Annotated in this window: 14 protein-coding genes; 3 read left to right on the top strand and 11 right to left on the bottom strand. The window is 64.3% G+C overall.

Annotation, left to right across the window (positions count from 1 at the left end; all coding sequences use genetic code 11):
• Positions 1-173 precede the first annotated feature (173 nt).
• The 6 genes from ACH196_RS19015 to ACH196_RS18990 are packed head-to-tail and all read right to left on the bottom strand — an operon-like array spanning position 174 to position 6,322.
• Entirely contained in the window at positions 174-1,118 is a 945-nt protein-coding gene (locus tag ACH196_RS19015) for an acetamidase/formamidase family protein (protein WP_396648493.1), read from the bottom strand.
• A complete protein-coding gene (locus tag ACH196_RS19010; protein ID WP_396648492.1) occupies positions 1,108-2,754 on the bottom strand; it encodes an ABC transporter substrate-binding protein in 1,647 nt (548 codons plus the stop codon). The genes ACH196_RS19015 and ACH196_RS19010 overlap by 11 nt, the downstream gene beginning before the upstream one ends.
• Positions 2,755-2,789: 35 nt before the next feature.
• Positions 2,790-3,710 (bottom strand): ABC transporter permease, encoded by a 921-nt coding sequence (locus ACH196_RS19005; RefSeq protein ID WP_396648491.1) that lies wholly within the window; start codon positions 3,708-3,710, stop codon positions 2,790-2,792.
• The gene (locus ACH196_RS19000) at positions 3,707-4,573 is read right to left on the bottom strand and encodes an ABC transporter permease (RefSeq protein WP_396648584.1); all 867 of its coding nucleotides are present in this window, start codon (positions 4,571-4,573) and stop codon (positions 3,707-3,709) included. The genes ACH196_RS19005 and ACH196_RS19000 overlap by 4 nt, the downstream gene beginning before the upstream one ends.
• Before the next feature lie 19 nt (positions 4,574-4,592).
• A complete protein-coding gene (locus ACH196_RS18995) occupies positions 4,593-5,195 on the bottom strand; it encodes an ANTAR domain-containing response regulator (protein ID WP_396648490.1) in 603 nt (200 codons plus the stop codon).
• On the bottom strand, positions 5,192-6,322 hold the full coding sequence (locus ACH196_RS18990; protein WP_396648489.1) for a transporter substrate-binding protein: 1,131 nt from the start codon (positions 6,320-6,322) through the stop codon (positions 5,192-5,194). The genes ACH196_RS18995 and ACH196_RS18990 overlap by 4 nt, the downstream gene beginning before the upstream one ends.
• 486 nt (positions 6,323-6,808) lie before the next feature.
• Here ACH196_RS18990 and ACH196_RS18985 point away from each other — a divergent pair, with 486 nt between their 5' ends.
• Positions 6,809-7,003 carry a hypothetical protein gene (locus ACH196_RS18985; protein ID WP_396648488.1) on the top strand — a complete coding sequence of 65 codons (195 nt, stop codon included), beginning with the start codon at positions 6,809-6,811 and terminating at the stop codon, positions 7,001-7,003.
• Here the strand turns inward: ACH196_RS18985 and ACH196_RS18980 are convergent.
• On the bottom strand, positions 7,000-7,227 hold the full coding sequence (locus tag ACH196_RS18980) for a hypothetical protein (RefSeq protein WP_396648487.1): 228 nt from the start codon (positions 7,225-7,227) through the stop codon (positions 7,000-7,002). The two genes, ACH196_RS18985 and ACH196_RS18980, sit on opposite strands and share 4 nt — an antisense overlap.
• 342 nt (positions 7,228-7,569) lie before the next feature.
• Between ACH196_RS18980 and ACH196_RS18975 the strand changes: the two genes are divergently transcribed.
• Both ACH196_RS18975 and ACH196_RS18970 read left to right on the top strand, forming a co-directional pair.
• On the top strand, positions 7,570-7,737 hold the full coding sequence (locus ACH196_RS18975; protein ID WP_396648486.1) for a hypothetical protein: 168 nt from the start codon (positions 7,570-7,572) through the stop codon (positions 7,735-7,737).
• 791 nt (positions 7,738-8,528) lie between these two features.
• Positions 8,529-9,476, top strand: coding sequence for a hypothetical protein (locus tag ACH196_RS18970; protein ID WP_396648485.1), 948 nt, complete (start codon positions 8,529-8,531; stop codon positions 9,474-9,476).
• 214 nt (positions 9,477-9,690) lie between these two features.
• On the opposite strand, the gene ACH196_RS18965 is transcribed toward ACH196_RS18970, so the two are convergent.
• Genes ACH196_RS18965 through ACH196_RS18950 form a run of 4 tightly spaced genes read right to left on the bottom strand, consistent with a single transcriptional unit; the run spans position 9,691 to position 14,404 of the window.
• Positions 9,691-11,742: a hydantoinase/oxoprolinase family protein gene (locus ACH196_RS18965; RefSeq protein WP_396648484.1), complete on the bottom strand. Its 2,052-nt coding sequence runs from the start codon at positions 11,740-11,742 to the stop codon at positions 9,691-9,693.
• A gap of 8 nt (positions 11,743-11,750) precedes the next feature.
• A complete protein-coding gene (locus tag ACH196_RS18960) occupies positions 11,751-12,797 on the bottom strand; it encodes a branched-chain amino acid ABC transporter permease (protein ID WP_396648483.1) in 1,047 nt (348 codons plus the stop codon).
• 3 nt (positions 12,798-12,800) lie between these two features.
• Positions 12,801-13,682, bottom strand: a complete 882-nt coding sequence (locus ACH196_RS18955) for a branched-chain amino acid ABC transporter permease (protein WP_396648482.1) — start codon at positions 13,680-13,682, stop codon at positions 12,801-12,803.
• Entirely contained in the window at positions 13,679-14,404 is a 726-nt protein-coding gene (locus tag ACH196_RS18950; RefSeq protein WP_396648481.1) for an ABC transporter ATP-binding protein, read from the bottom strand. Before ACH196_RS18950 ends, ACH196_RS18955 begins: the two co-directional genes overlap by 4 nt.
• Between the last annotated feature and the right edge of the window lie 96 nt (positions 14,405-14,500).

The raw sequence follows: 14,500 nt of genomic DNA, 5'->3' as shown, positions 1-14,500 counted from the left end.
GAGATTGGCAGCTTCGCTTGGCTCGCCTCTCCGTCGACGTTGGTGATTGGCGAAGCCCAAGCGGCCGGCGAATCTCCCCCCTTGAGGGGGAGATGTCCGACAGGACAGAGGGGGGTGCGAAGGATCGCGGTTGGTCAATCATTGATGACGATTCACGTCCGACGCCACCGCCATCACTCGAACACGACGCGCGGGAAATAGAACGACACCACCCAGTTGGGCATGTCGACGATCTCGCTGATCCGGAGATCGCCGCAGACCGAGCACAGCATGTAGGCCTCGATGGCATCCATGTTGTAACGCCCGGCGAGCAGATCGACCATCTGCGACACCGCTTCCTTTGCCCCCGTCATCAGGTCCGGGCCGACGCCGGTGGTCACCTCGTAACCCTTCGCGTCGAGGTGGCGCGTCACCGGCCCTGGCGTGGTGAAGCGCGGCATTTTCAGCCGAGCGTCCTTGACCAGGTCAAGCTTCAGCACGACATCCATCGGGCTCTCGATCGCCGTGCCGCAGACCTCGCCGTCGCCTTGCGCGGCGTGCGTGTCGCCGACCGAGAACAGCGCGCCCGCCACCTCGACCGGCAGATAAAGCACCGTTCCCGCCGCGAGGTCGCGGATGTCGAGATTGCCGCCGACGCGCCGCGGCGGTACCACTGAGTGCAGCCCCGGCTCGGCCGGCGCGTTGCCGATCGTCCCGGCGAACGGTTTCAGCGGCACCCGCGCGTTCTTGCCAAACAGGGCAGGCTCCAGCGACGACGCGTCGTATTTCCAGACGTTCAGCGCGGGCGTCTGAAAATCGTCCGCCAGCAGGCCGAAGCCCGGAATGTTCGCCGTCCAGCCGAAGCCGGACGGTTTGAACTGCTCGATCGTCACCTTCAGCGCGTCACCGGGCTCCGCGCCCTCCACGAATATCGGCCCGGTGACCGGATTGACCTTCGAGAAGTCGAGGGTCGCCACATCGCCGACGTGGCTCTCCGCATCGAAATGCCCGCCGGACGAATCGAGGCAGTTGAACGCGATAGTCGAGCCGGGCGCCACCCGCTCGGCCGGGACAAACGAATTGTCCCAGCCGAAATGATGGTGGCGTCCGTGGATGGTGTAGTCGCAGTTACTGCACATCGGTCACGTACACATAATCGTAGTTGATCGGGATATGGACGGGATCGACATAGAGGTTGTCGGCGCCGCCCATGCGGGGCGACTTCATGGTGAAGCGCTGCTCGTTGAACACCGGCGCCCAGGGCGCGTCCTCCATGATCTTACCGTAGATCGCGCTCCACATTTTGTAGCGCTCCTCGGCTTTGGCGGGATCGACGATGGAGTCGGCCTCGGCAGCCTTCTTGTCCAGGTCCTCGTTGCAGTACCACGCCCAGTTCCAGCCGCCCGGCACCGCGCCGCCGCAGCCGAGGATCGGGCCGTAGAAGTTGGACGGATCGGGGAAGTCGGCGATCCAGGCCATGCCGCCCGACCAGATCATCGGCGCGCCGGCCTTGTCGCCGCCGGCGGCGATCACATTGGCCTGCGCCAGCGATTGCAGGTTCGCCTTGACGCCGATCGCGGCAAGATCCTGCTGGATCGCCTGGGCGATGCGCGGGTTGGGATCGGTGTTCATGACGAACAGTTCGGTCTCGAAGCCGTCGGCATGGCCGGCCTCCGCGAGCAGCGCCTTGGCCTTCCCCGGATCGTAGGCATAACCCTTGTAGGCCTTGTCATAGCCCGGCATGGACGGCGGCAGCGGCTGGTTGGCGGGCACGGCGCGATTGTTGATCAACTGGACGATGCGGTCCTTGTTGATCGCCATGTTGACGGCCTGCCGCACCTTGACGTTGTCGAAGGGCGCCATGGTGGTGTTCATGGTGACGTAGCCGGTGTGCAACTGGCCGCCGACCACGACGCGCGCCTTCTGCTCCGGATCGTTCATCACTTCCTGGAATTTCGCCGGCGGAATGCCGTCGCCGGGCACGTCGACCTCGCCCTTTTGCAGGCGCAGCAGCGCCACGATCGGCTCCTGGCCGATCTCGAAGGTGATCTTGTTGAGGTAGGGCAGGCCCTTGCGCCAGTAGTCGGGGTTCTTCTCGAAGACGAGGCGCTGGCCGAGCGTCCATTCCGCCATCTTGTAGGCGCCGGTGCCGACCGGGTTCTTGCCGAAATCGGCGCCGTACTGCTCGACCGCTTCCTTCGGGACGACGTGGCTGAAATTGATCGCCATGACGTGCAGGAAGGTGGCATCGGGTCGCGACAGCTCGATCTTGACGGTGGACGGGTCGACGACGGTGACGCCCGACAGGCTTTCCGACTTGCCGGCGGCGACGTCGTCATAGCCGGCGATGGAGGCGAAGAAGCCGGCGCCGGGCGACTGTGTCTTCGGATTGGTGACGCGGTCGAGCGAATATTTGACGTCCTCGGCCGTCATCTCGCGGCCGTTGTGGAATTTCACGCCCTTGCGCAGCTTGAAGGTAAAAGTCTTGCCGTCGGGCGAGATCTCGTAGCTCTCGGCGAGTTCGGGGCGGAGGTTGGTGGTGCCCGGCTCGTAGTCCATCAGCCCGTCATACAAGCTCTTGATCATCGACCAGTTCTGCCAGTCGTAGCCGATGGCCGGATCGAGCGTCGCCACGTCGTCCTTGTAGGTGATGGTGATCTCGCCGCCCGGCTTGGCGTTGGGATCGAGTTTTTCCTCCTGCGCGGCGGCCGGCGACAGGGCAAGCATCAGCGCCAGCGCCGATGCCGCCACGGTGGATGCCAGATAGTTCTTCATGCCAGTGTTCCCTTTCTCATTATACTTCTCTTTGCTCACCGCAGTTTTATGCGGGGATCGACGAATGGCGCTACGATGTCGGCCAGCAGGTTGCCGATGACGATGGCGCAGGCCGAGACCAGCGTGACGCCCATGATGATCGGAATGTCGACGCGCTGGATCGCCTGCCAGGCGAGTTGGCCGATGCCCGGCCAGCCGAACACGCTCTCGACCACGACGATGCCGCCCATGAAGATGCCGACGTCGATGCCGATCATGGCGATGACCGGCAGGATGGCGTTGGGCAACGCGTGGCGGAACAGGATCGCGCCGCGCGCCAGACCCTTCGCGCGGGCGGTGCGGATATAGTCCTGGCGCAGCACGTCGATCATCGACGAGCGCATCATGCGCGAATACCAGCCGGCGCCCAGGATGCCGAGCGTCAGCGACGGCAGCACCATGTGCCGCCAGGTGCCGTAGCCGCCGATTGGGAACCAGCCGAGCCTGACCGCAAAGACGTAGAGCAGGAGCAGGCCGACGACGAATTGCGGCGCCGAGACGCCGATGAAGGAGCCGACCATCAGCGCCTGGTCGGTCCTGCTGCCGCGCCTGACGGCGGCGATGATGCCCATGGTAAGCCCGATCAACACCTCGCACAAAATGGCACCCAGCATCAGCAGCAGGCTTGCGGGCAGGCGCGAGACGATCAGCTCGGTGACCTCGGAGCGCTGGATGTAGGAGCGGCCGAGATCGCCGGACAGAAGGTTCACCAGGTAGCGCCAGTACTGGACAAAGAAGGGCTGGTCGAGGCCGAGCTGGCGGCGGATGTTCTCCACTGTCTCCGGCGTAGCACTCCGCCCGGCGATCTGGCGCACCGGATCGGCCGGCAGCAAATAGAGCAGGGCGAAGGTGATGATCGAGACGCCGAGCAGGATCAGCGCGGATTGGATCAGGCGGCGGCCGAGATAGGCGATCATGCCCGCCCCCGCTGCGTCGGGTCCAATATGTCGCGCAGCGCGTCGCCGACGAGATTGAAGGCGAGCGCCAGCGCCAGGATGGAGACGCCGGGGAAGAACACCAGCCAGGGCGCCGCCTGGAAATAGGTCTGGTTCTCGAAGATGATATTGCCCCACGACGCCGTCGGCGGCTGCACGCCGATGCCGAGATAGCTGAGAGTCGCCTCCAGCAGCACCGTGGTCGAAATGCCCAGCGTGCCCCAGACGATGATGGTCGGCAGCAGATGCGGCAGGATGTGGCGGAACAAGATGCGCCCGGTGCCGGCGCCGATGGTGCGCTCGGCGTCGATGAACTCGCGCTCGGCCAGCGAACTGGTCTCGGTGTAGATGACGCGGGCCGTCTGCACCCAGTTCACCAGCGCGATCACCAGCGCGACGATCCACAGGCTGGGCTGCAATATGGCGGCAAGGCAGATGGCGAGCAGCAGGGCGGGGAAGGCCATCATCAAATCGGTGAAGCGCATCAGCGCGCTGCCGATCCAGCCCTTGAAATAACCTGCGATCATGCCGACCAGCGTACCGATCAGCAGTGCCGCGCCATTGGCGACGATGCCGATCACCAGCGAGGTGCGCGCGCCATAGAGGATGCGGGTCGCGAGATCGCGGCCGAGCAGGTCCGTCCCCAGCCAGAATTTTGCGTCGGGCGGCAGCGGCGCGCCTTCAAGCGTGAGCCCGTCGAACATCTGCTCGTTCGGGTCGTAGGCGGTGAGCCAGGGTGCGAGGATCGCGCCGGCGACCGTCAGCACGATGATGACCAGGCCGAGCACGGCCAGCCTGCGCTTGAGCAGCCTGCGCCAGACGCCGGCGCGCGGCCTTGCCGGCATGATGGCGGGTGCCGCGAGATCAGGCGCGATGGGAACGGTCATCGTTCTCCTCGCCCATCATTGCCATGACACGGCGCGCCGCCTCTTCGATGCTGATCTGCCAGCTCATGGCCAGCGAGCGAAGCTGTTCGTAGGCGCGGTCGTCGTCGATGCCCTGCGCCGACAAAGCCGCTACCGCCCGCACGATCGTCTGCCGCTCCGCCACGCGCGCCTGCAGGGCGGAAATCTCGCTGGTCAGCCGGCGGCGCGCCTCAAAACTCTGGCGGGCGATCAGCAAGGCGCTGTAGACGCCGGCATTGCCGACCGGTTTCAGCAATTGCGCGTCGGCGTTCTGCGACAGCGCCCATTCGATACGGCCGGGAGCCTCCGAACCGATCAGCGCCACGGTCGGCATCGGCGCCGCGCCGGGCGGCCATGGAAATTGCTGGTCGAAGCCGAGATCGGCGTCGAAGAAGACGAAGTCGGCGGCCAGCGCCTCGGGCGGCAGTTCGGGCCAGCACTCGACGGTGTCCAGACCGATCGCCGCAAGCTGGCGGGCGATGGCCGTCACCGTCGCATGCGGCCGGTGCAGCACGAAGGCTTTCGCGCCGCCGAGATTGGGGATGCGCAAGGCGCGGCTCACGACACCACCTTCAGGCGCGGATGGCTGAAGGTCGCGGCGCGGTCGTAATGCGACAGATAGGGATCGGGCGCCACGCCCTCGCTGCGGCTGATCACCTCGAAGCTGTTGCCGGAAGCGATACGGCCGATCTCGACCGGCAAGGTCGCATGCTGGGTGCGCGGATCGATGGCGATCTCGCCGAGGATGGTCTCGAATTTTCGAGCCGCGAAGATGGTAGGCAGATCGCCGAAGGTCGCGTCCGGGTTGATCGCGAGCACTTTCGCCAGCACCTGCACGGAGGCATAGGCGGAGGCTTCGAAGGAGGAGGCGGGATGGCTGAATGGCTGCGGAGTTCCCAGTTCGACACGACCGGCGCGACGCCGAAAATACGGCCCCGCCGAAATATGCCCATCGCCAGCCTCGCCGATCGCCGGCAACTCGCATTCGGTGAGGTTGCAGGACAGCAGCGGGCAGCGATCGGGGCGGAAATGCGGATCCTCGAGCCCAAGCTCGGCATAAGCGGCGATGAAGGCGTAGGACGAGGTGCCGATCAGATTGTTCAGCACGAAATCCGGCCGCGTGGCGCGGATCTCGTCGATCAGCCGCGCCACGTCGGTCTCGCCGATCGGCAAATAGCGTTCTCCCAGCACCTTGCCGCTGGCGTCGGCGATCAGGTCGCGGGCGACGCGGTTGGTCTCCCAGCCCCAGATGTAGTTGGAACCGAGCAGGAAACCGTTGGCGCCGAAGCGCGGTACCACATGCGCCAGCAGCGGAACCAGATGCTGGTTCGGGCAGGCATGCATGTAGACGACATGGTCGTTGGCCTCGAAACCTTCATAGGGGCAGCCGTACCACAGCGTGCCGCCGAGTTTTTCCAGGACCGGAATGGTCTCCTTGCGGCTCCACGAGGTAGTGCAGCCCAGGACGTGGCGAGCCTTGCTGTTGCGGAGAATGTCCTCGCAAAGCACGGCGTAGCGGTCGGTGTTCCCCTGCGGATCGCGCTCGACGGGCACCAGTTCGATTGAGGACGCCGGATCGGCGTTGCGATCGGCGATGGCTCGCAAGGCGCCGAGGCGGCAGGATTCCGAGATCAGCCGGTAGGTGCCCGACCGGGAATAAAGCAGGCCGATTTCGACGCGACGCTTCAAGACCAATTCCAAAAATGAAAACGCCCCGCGAGCCGGCCGCCCGAACGGGGCAGGGCTAACGAGGCGCGATTGCCGTCCGGCATCCGGGGCCGGTATTTTCGAAATTCAGCCTATCGTCCGGGCGCGGGCAGTCAAGGGCGAATGATGGCTCGATTTGAATTTCCGCTTTCAAGCTGCCGTCGATCGTCAATAATCTGGTCCCTGCGAGGTTTCTTCGCGTGGCGCGCTCGTTGGAAGGATGCTTCATTCGCGAAGACAAATGCCGCTGATGAATTTCGTCGCGGCTAAAGCAATAACCTTCTCCAATGCGGCTGACATATGCAAACATCAACCGAGTTTATATTTTAAATTGCACTTGAGTCCTAGAGCTTTCGCGCATGATATAAAGTATTGAGTAACCTGGATCAGCGAACCTGCGACTGAGCGGAACGTCTTTCCCTCTGAGACATTCCGGTTAGGGCAAGGTTTAACTTGGGAGAATCTATCGTGGCCCCAGCGACCCAAACGGCAGCCAGGGAACGCTTGAAAAGCAAGATGCTTCACCTGCACGGTATTGTTCGGGAACTCGGTCAGATCGCAAAAGGGGAGCGCTGTGAGTTCCTCGCTCATCTCCTTGAAATGGCTTATCTTGAATCCGGCGACGTGCTGCGGCGGTTGAATTCGCCGGGTGACGGTCCCTAGAGCTTGCCGTGGGGTTTCAACGAAGTGGCTGTCCCGTCCCGTTGCGGATTCCGTGCTTTCCTGACAGCAGCGTCGAGTTCCCCGAGCGCTACTTCGCTGACTTCGAGTCCGGATTCGCGGACATGCTTGGCCAGGGTTAGGAACAACTCATCTCCCAGCCCGTCGAACAAGAGCTGGTTGATGCGTTGCGCGGTACGCGGATCGATCGCTATTCGATTTCCCATTCGGCATCCTCAATCACGGCTATAGCGTACTATTATAATAGGATATGGGATAAAATCTTGTGAGCCCCGCTCAGTTCCATTCGCCGAACGACCACAAGGCATTTTGATCTACATTTTATCATACGAGCCGCAGTCAACTATAACGCGACTTGGTGAATGATCTGCCCTCGCCGGGTCGCTTTTCACCTGAGGTCGGTCGCGGCATGCGCCGACGCCGCATTGTCAAGGCGTCTCCTCGATCGGAACTGCGCAGGGTACAACAGGTTGTGTTCGTTGTTTCACAAAAACCGCCGCGCGGCATGTTCCCGATACGCTGAGCAAATACATCGGCATCAAACGGAGATGGGGCAGATGTACCGCGAATTTGATGTTTCCCGACTTTCGCACGCAATTCGTCGCCTGGTTCGCGAAACCGGCATTGGAGAAAACGATGCGCGCAATCTCGTCGTGGCCATGGGCGCCGAATGGTCGTCGCTTGTCCGCGAGGCGCGCCGGCTGGTGGCGTGCTGACGGCGGGAGCCGGGCATGGATCGCCCCGTGGCCGCGATGACGGCGCTGTTTCGGCATTGTTGGAGAAATCGGCAGCGATTCTTCTCCCGCTTTACGAATGAAGATGTCTGCTTCGGCTGATCTCCAACGTTGACGATTGGCTGAGACAAGACGTCGACGATTGGCTGAAACGGCTCATGATGTCGTCATTTTCGACCTCGTGAGCGGTGAGGAGCGGTTCGCGAAGCGAACGAAAAGCCAATGACCTGGCTTTTCGAGCGACGAACGCCCGGAGCGAAAGCGAAGGGCCGGAGGGCGAGCAGAGAGCGTCGGGAATCCTTGCCTCGCACTCGAAGCTACAAAACCGGTGCGGAATCTACCGACCGGCGAGCCGCAGCCAAAATCCAGGATGCGTGAACATGACCGGGGCAAGGGCGGGGATGGTAAGAGGCGACGGAAGCCGCCGCTTGTCATACGCGATGCCCGGCGCCACGGGTTGTCCCGATCGCGGCTTTTGTCAGCCCGCTTGGTCATGCTTGTTGCGCGAAAATCCACGCTGGTTCCGATTAAGTCTCTGTTTTCGCCTGGCTTTGCAAGCATGACATTGTTTTCGGCCGGCCCTGCGCCCAGGCTGGAAAGCCCTGATGCGGACCGCTGCTTCCAAAAAACTCAAGCCTTTTCAACGTGTTGTGCAAGGGGCGTGATGTCAGCCTCGCTGCGGCGCGGTCGTCAAGGATTATTTTCTTAGGGTCCTTGCATATGTTCACGATATGTTCCATATTGGATGCCGGCCTTGTCTGGAGGTGGCATCGGTGGAGTTTGGAGACGCGAGTACGATAATCGAGGGATACCGGGACGCGCTGAAGCATATCCTCTTGATGCTGGTCGGCATGGCCGAGATGGGGTTTGGCAGGCCATTGTCGCTGGTGCTCGGGGAAGCCGCTGTCGCGCCAAGGCCAGGACGAGCGGGGAGGACGGGGCGGAACAAACCGCCCGCGGCGCTCTGCCTGCCCCGCCACCTCTACCGCGCCATTCTTCTTATGCTGCGCCCCGCCGAATCCGCCGCGCGGCGGCTGATCATCGCGGCGACGCAAGGCATCGTGGTGGTACTGCCGCCGTTCCGCCCGCGAAAGCTCAAACCAAAAATTTCCGACACGGTGGCCGCCATGCGCCGCCTTGGCCTTGCCGTCACCCTGTCGAGAGAAGACTTTGCTCGCTTTGAGGCCGAGCGGAAAGCCGCCGAACGGCGCACTGCCAGGCCGCGTGGACAAAACCTTTCGCTGCTCGATCCTCTGAAATACCCGTTCCGCATCCGCCGCAAATATGTTCCGGCGCGTGCCGTGCCGCGCATCCGGTCGCTCGACGACGATGCGCCACGCATCCCCCTGCCGCCGCCGTCGCAGAACGATCCAATCGGCGCGGCAAAGCTGACGCTCAGGCTGGATGCGCTCGGCCGGGCGCTCGACGATCTTCCCGGCCAGGCACAACGCTTCGCCCGCTGGAAGGCGCGCAACGACGCAGGCCTTGCGCGCGATAGGGCGGCCCGTGACGCCGCGGCAGCAGGCGGCGAGCCGGGTCCGGTCCGGTTCCGGCGTTTTTCGCCGCTGCGGCGCGGGCGTCCGCCGGGCGGAAGATTGCCGCGCTTCGACCCGGATGTTCCGAAACGCAAGAACATCCGCGAGGTCGACGAGATTCTGGCGCATGCCAATGCGATGGCGTACTACGCGCTGGAGCCGCCGAGGCGCCGCGACACGTCATGATGCGCGGCGGCCGGCCCTGCCGGTCTCGAAAAGCCAAACATTCCAGAATGTTAGCGGCCAACCGGAAAAGCATACGGGCGTGGCGGCGATGAAGGTTCCCCGGCGTTTAAGCCACTACGGCCGAGATGGCCGGCGCGTATTTTCCGCGGCCGAGCCGCGATACGCGCTGTCCGAATGCATCAGTCGCTGACTGCCCTCCTGATGCCCGTCGCCGTCAACCGCCGACTTCGACGAGCAGATTTCCCTTGGTGTCCATCTGCCCGCGCTGGCCCTCGACGAGGAGGATCGTCGTCGTCGGCATTTCGAGCAGGGCAGGGCCGGCAATCTCGCTGCCGGCTCCGAGGCCGTCGATGTCATAGACCGGCAGGTCGCGAAGTTGCCGTCCAAGATACACCTTTCGCCGCGCTTTTTCGCGCGGTTTTGCGCGCTTGCCTTCGAGGACCGCGCCCTGGCGAAAACTGCCGCCGGTGTCGCCGATGGCGCGCACCTTCCAGGTGGTGAACTCGACCGTGTCGGCCTCGTCCTTGATCGTGTAGATGCGCTCGTGCTGGTCGTGGAAAGCCGTCGTCAGCCTCGGTAAAGAGAATTTGCCGAGCTTGCCGTCCGCCATGTCGAACGGCACCTCAATGTCCCAGGACTGGTAGAGATAGCGGCCCTGGAAAGCGAATTCGAAACGCTGCGCGGCGGGCGCCACGCCCGAGCGTTTCAAAAAAGCCGCGCCGCGTTTTTTCAGCGATGCGAGCAGCCTGTTGACGCCGGCCAGGTCGAAATTCTTGTCGGTGGTGTTCAGCGTGCCCGTCTCTTCCCAGCGCACGTCGGAGATCAGGCCGCCATAGGCGCTGAGGCCGGCCGCGAAGCGCGGGATCATGAAACTCTTGACGCCCAGGATGCGCGCCATGTCGCTGATGTGGCAGGCGGTCGCGCCGCCGCCGCTGACGACAAAACTGTCGCGCGGGTCGATGCCTTCGTTGACGGTGATGTCCTCGATCGCGCCGATCATGTTGTGGTTGGTGGTGGTGTAGATGGCGTAGGCGGCTTCGAGCAGGCTGAGTCCCAGCTTTTTCGCGATCTTGCCGATCGCCGCCTCGGCCTTGGCGCGGTCGAGTTTTATGCGGCCGCCGAGGAAATAGTCCGGGTCGATGATGCCGAGCACGACATTGGCGTCGGTGACCGTCGGCTCCGTGCCGCCGCGCCCGTAGCAGGCGGGACCGGGAACGGCGCTGGCGCTGTGCGGGCCGACGCGCAGCAGGCCGCCGGCATCGACCCAGGCGATCGAGCCGCCGCCGGCGCCGACCGAGCGTACGTCGATCTTCGGGATGCCCAGCATCTCCATTCCGAAGGTCGCTTCCGGCGTGACGACCAGATGGCGGTTGCGCAGCGCCGACACGTCGAAAGTGGTGCCGCCCATGTCGACGACGATGACGTTCGGCGCCGTGGTCAGGCTTATCGCGGCGATCGGCGCCAGTGTCGGGCCGGACATGACGCTGTAGATCGGCCGCGCCACGATTTCTTCGGGCGGCATCATGCCGCCGACGCAGTTGGCGATGAGCAGTTCGCCGCCGTAGCCGGCGCCCTTCAGCGCCTTGGTGAGCTTGCCGACATAATCGCTGACGATCGGATAGAGCGAGGCGTTGATGGCGGTCGAGATGGTGCGTCGGTATTCGCGCGGGATCGGATTGAGCTCGTGGCTGAGCGTCACCGGGATGCCTGGCAATTCCTGGGCAAGGATCTCGCGCACCCGCCGCTCGTGCGACGGGTTGACGATCGACCACAGCAGGCAGACCGCGACGGCCTCGACGCCGCACGCTTTCAGGTGTTTCGCGGCGGCGCGCACGTCCTCGTCGGAAATCGGCTCGATCTCGTTGCCCATGGAATCGATGCGGCCGCGCACCTCGCAGGTGCGGCTGCGGTGGATGTAGGGCGGCGGAAAATCGATCTTGATGTTGAAGGCGCGTTTTCGCGGGGATTCGCGCAGGGTCAGGATGTCGGGGTGGCCGGCATTGCAGATCAGCCCGGTCGGCGCGACTTTTCCTTCCACAAGCGCATTGGTCGACACGGTCGTTCCATGGACGATCATGTCGGTCCTGGCTAGAAAATCGGCGAGCGTCAGGCCGTGGCTTTTCGCGGCGACCTCCAGCACGTCGAGAAAACCGCGCTCGAATTTGCCGGGCGTGGTCGGCGATTTGTGGATCTCGAGATCCGCGCCCTCGCGATGGAGCACGAGGTCGGTGAAGGTTCCGCCGATATCGATGCAGGCGACGAACATTTTTCTCGTTATCCTTGTTGTGCGACGGATTCGGCCGCGCCCGATGCGCGACGGCGCGGCAGGCCGATCTCGAAGTCTCCGAGCAGGCCGGCCGGCCGCCGGACGAGGATCGCCAATAATATGACAGCCAGCGCGATTTCCTGAAGGCCCGGCGGCGCGGCAATTGTCGTGTCGCCGACGGTGAAGCCGCGCTCGATGCCGCGAAACAGTTCGGACACGATCGAGACCAGCGCCACGCCGACGAAAGCGCCGGTGAGGCTGCGCATGCCGCCGGCGACCAGCATCGTCAGCGTGACGAAGGTGAGGTCGAGATAAAATGTGTTGGCGGTGATCGTGCCGATGAAATGGCTGAACAGCACGCCGCCGGCTGCCACGATCATGGCGCTGAGCACGAAGGCGATCAGCCGCTCGCGCTCCAGGTCGATGCCGGTCGCGGCGGCGGCCACCTCGTTCTCGCGCGAGCATCTGAGCAGGAGACTATGACGTGTCATGCCGTAGAGTGCCGCGGCGAGGATCGCCAGTGACGCGCCGCCGAAGGCGACCCACAGGCCGGTGTAGCGGGGAAGCCCGACCAGCGCCTGCCGGCCGCCGGTTACCTCCTTCAGGTTGGAGGCGATGACATAGGTGATGATCAGCACGGCGAAGGTCGCCATCGGCAAGGCGATACCGCGTAGACGGCAGAGCGGCCACCCGATCAGCAGGGCCAGCAGGCCGACCGCGGCGATGACGACGAGAAGCGCCACTGGCCATGGCAGTTGCAGCGTCTCAAGGAAGCCGGGCAGGTCGAGCAGCGTCTCCTTGCGCGCAGGGGTCAGCGTCAGGATCGCCGACATGTAGCCGCCGATCGCCATGAAGGCGACGTGGCCGAAGGAGAACACGCCGGAATTGCCGACGAAGACGAACAGGCCGACGACGACGACCAGCTTGATCATGCCTTCGACGATGGTGCGCTGCATGGCGGGCGGCGTGAGCATTGCGAGCAGTGCAACAGTAAGAAGGACAAGAATGAGGACGGCGGCCGTTTGCAGTGGGCGGAAGGCGGGATTGTGGAGCATGGGCTATACGCGCTCCCGGTCGGCGCGGCTCTTGAGCAGGCCGTCGGGCCGCCAGAACAGGAACAGGATGAAGATGAGAAACACGAAGGCGTCGCGGTAGGGCCGCAGGTCGACCGGCAGGTAGGCTTGGAGCGAGACCGATATGATGCCGACGAGGAAGCCGCCGAGCGCGGCTCCGGCGATCGAGCCCATGCCGCCGACGACCGACGACACGAAGGCGATCAGCACCATCGACACGCCCATCTTGTAGGAGACGCTGCCGGTCTGGGCGACGAGGTAGAACGAGACCATGCAGGCGAGCACGCCGGAAATGGCGAAGGCGAAGGCGATGACGCGGTTGGCCTTCACACCGACTAGCCGGGCCATGTTGAAGTCTTCCGCAGCGGCGCGCATCTGCAGGCCGATGCGCGACAGCCGGAAGAAGGCGACGAGGCCGCCCATCAGGAGCAGCGTGACGACGATGGTGACGATCTGCAGGCGCGGCACCCTGAGCCCGCCGAATTCGACGCTGGTCGCGAGGTCGGCCAGGAACGGCACGCCCATGGCGCGCGAGCCGAACGCCATCAGCACGACATGCTGGACGAAATAGGAGACGGCGAAGGAGGCGATCAGCAGCGTCGCCGGGTTGGCGTTTCGCAGCGGCCGGAAGGCGACGCGCTCCATGCCAAGTGCCAGGATGGAGGTGACGATCAGTGCCGCGAGGATCAGCACCAGCAGCGGCTGGCCGGCCAGCGTGTAGAGCGTGAAGCCGCCGGCCATGATCAGCTCGCCATGGGCGAAATTGATCAGCCGCATGATCGAGAAGATCAGGCCGATGCCGAGGGCGGCCAGCGCGTAGACCGCGCCGAGGCTGATGGCGTCGATGGCGTTCTGCAGGAAATTCATGGCGCGCCTGCTCCGGCGGACACGCCGAAATAGGCGGCGTCGAAGGCCGCCGTGCCCTTCAACTCGCCGGAGGTTCCTGACATGGCGATGACGCCGGAATTCAGCACATAAGTGCGGTCGGCGACCGACAGCGCGCGCGAGGCGTTCTGCTCGACGACGAGCACGGTAACGCCGGAGGCCCGGAGGTCGAGGATCGCCTGGTAGACCTGGGCGACGACGATCGGCGCAAGGCCGAGCGACGGCTCGTCGAGAAGCAGCAGGCGAGGGCGGGCCAGCATGGCGCGGCCGATGGCCAGCATCTGCTGCTCGCCGCCGGAGAGCTTGTTGGAGCGCTGGCGATAGCGGTCCTTCAGCACCGGGAACATGGTCAGCACGCGGTCGATGTCGTGGGCGATTTCCGCGCGGTCGCGCCGCACCGTGGCGCCGAGCGCGAGATTTTCCGCGACGCTGAGCGAGCCAAAAATGTGCCGTCCCTCCGGCACCAGCGACAGGCCGGCGGCGACCAGCGCCTCCGGCTGCATCTGGCCCGAATTGTGGCCGGCGAAGGTGACGCTGCCGGAGCGCGACCGCACCATGCCGGCGGCGGTCAAGAGCAGCGTCGACTTGCCGGCGCCGTTGGGGCCGATGACCGCGACGATCTGGCCCTCGGCGACGTCCAGCGAGATGCCGCGCAGGGCGACGATGTTGCCGTAATTCACGTGGAGATCGGAGATCGTCAGCATCTGCTGTCACCGACCCAGGTAGTTGTTGCGAATTCAGCTTGTGAGCACCCCCTCACCGGCCCTTCGGGCCACCTCTCCCCCTGCCCGGGGGAGAGG

The organism is Mesorhizobium sp. IMUNJ 23232 (genome assembly GCF_044326205.1).
Taxonomy (GTDB): domain Bacteria; phylum Pseudomonadota; class Alphaproteobacteria; order Rhizobiales; family Rhizobiaceae; genus Kumtagia.
This window is presented reverse-complemented; position numbering and strand designations above follow the sequence as displayed.

Excerpts from the sequence above, each read along its gene's own strand:
- ACH196_RS19000 (WP_396648584.1), bottom strand. The coding sequence starts at position 4,573 with ATGCCGGCAAGGCCGCGCGCCGGCGTCTGGCGCAGGCTGCTCAAGCGC.
- ACH196_RS19010 (WP_396648492.1), bottom strand. The coding sequence starts at position 2,754 with ATGAAGAACTATCTGGCATCCACCGTGGCGGCATCGGCGCTGGCGCTG.
- ACH196_RS19005 (WP_396648491.1), bottom strand. The coding sequence starts at position 3,710 with ATGATCGCCTATCTCGGCCGCCGCCTGATCCAATCCGCGCTGATCCTG.
- ACH196_RS18980 (WP_396648487.1), bottom strand. The coding sequence starts at position 7,227 with ATGGGAAATCGAATAGCGATCGATCCGCGTACCGCGCAACGCATCAAC.
- ACH196_RS19015 (WP_396648493.1), bottom strand. The coding sequence starts at position 1,118 with ATGTGCAGTAACTGCGACTACACCATCCACGGACGCCACCATCATTTC.
- ACH196_RS18950 (WP_396648481.1), bottom strand. The coding sequence starts at position 14,404 with ATGCTGACGATCTCCGATCTCCACGTGAATTACGGCAACATCGTCGCC.
- ACH196_RS18975 (WP_396648486.1), top strand. The coding sequence starts at position 7,570 with ATGGGGCAGATGTACCGCGAATTTGATGTTTCCCGACTTTCGCACGCA.
- ACH196_RS18965 (WP_396648484.1), bottom strand. The coding sequence starts at position 11,742 with ATGTTCGTCGCCTGCATCGATATCGGCGGAACCTTCACCGACCTCGTG.
- ACH196_RS18955 (WP_396648482.1), bottom strand. The coding sequence starts at position 13,682 with ATGAATTTCCTGCAGAACGCCATCGACGCCATCAGCCTCGGCGCGGTC.
- ACH196_RS18960 (WP_396648483.1), bottom strand. The coding sequence starts at position 12,797 with ATGCTCCACAATCCCGCCTTCCGCCCACTGCAAACGGCCGCCGTCCTC.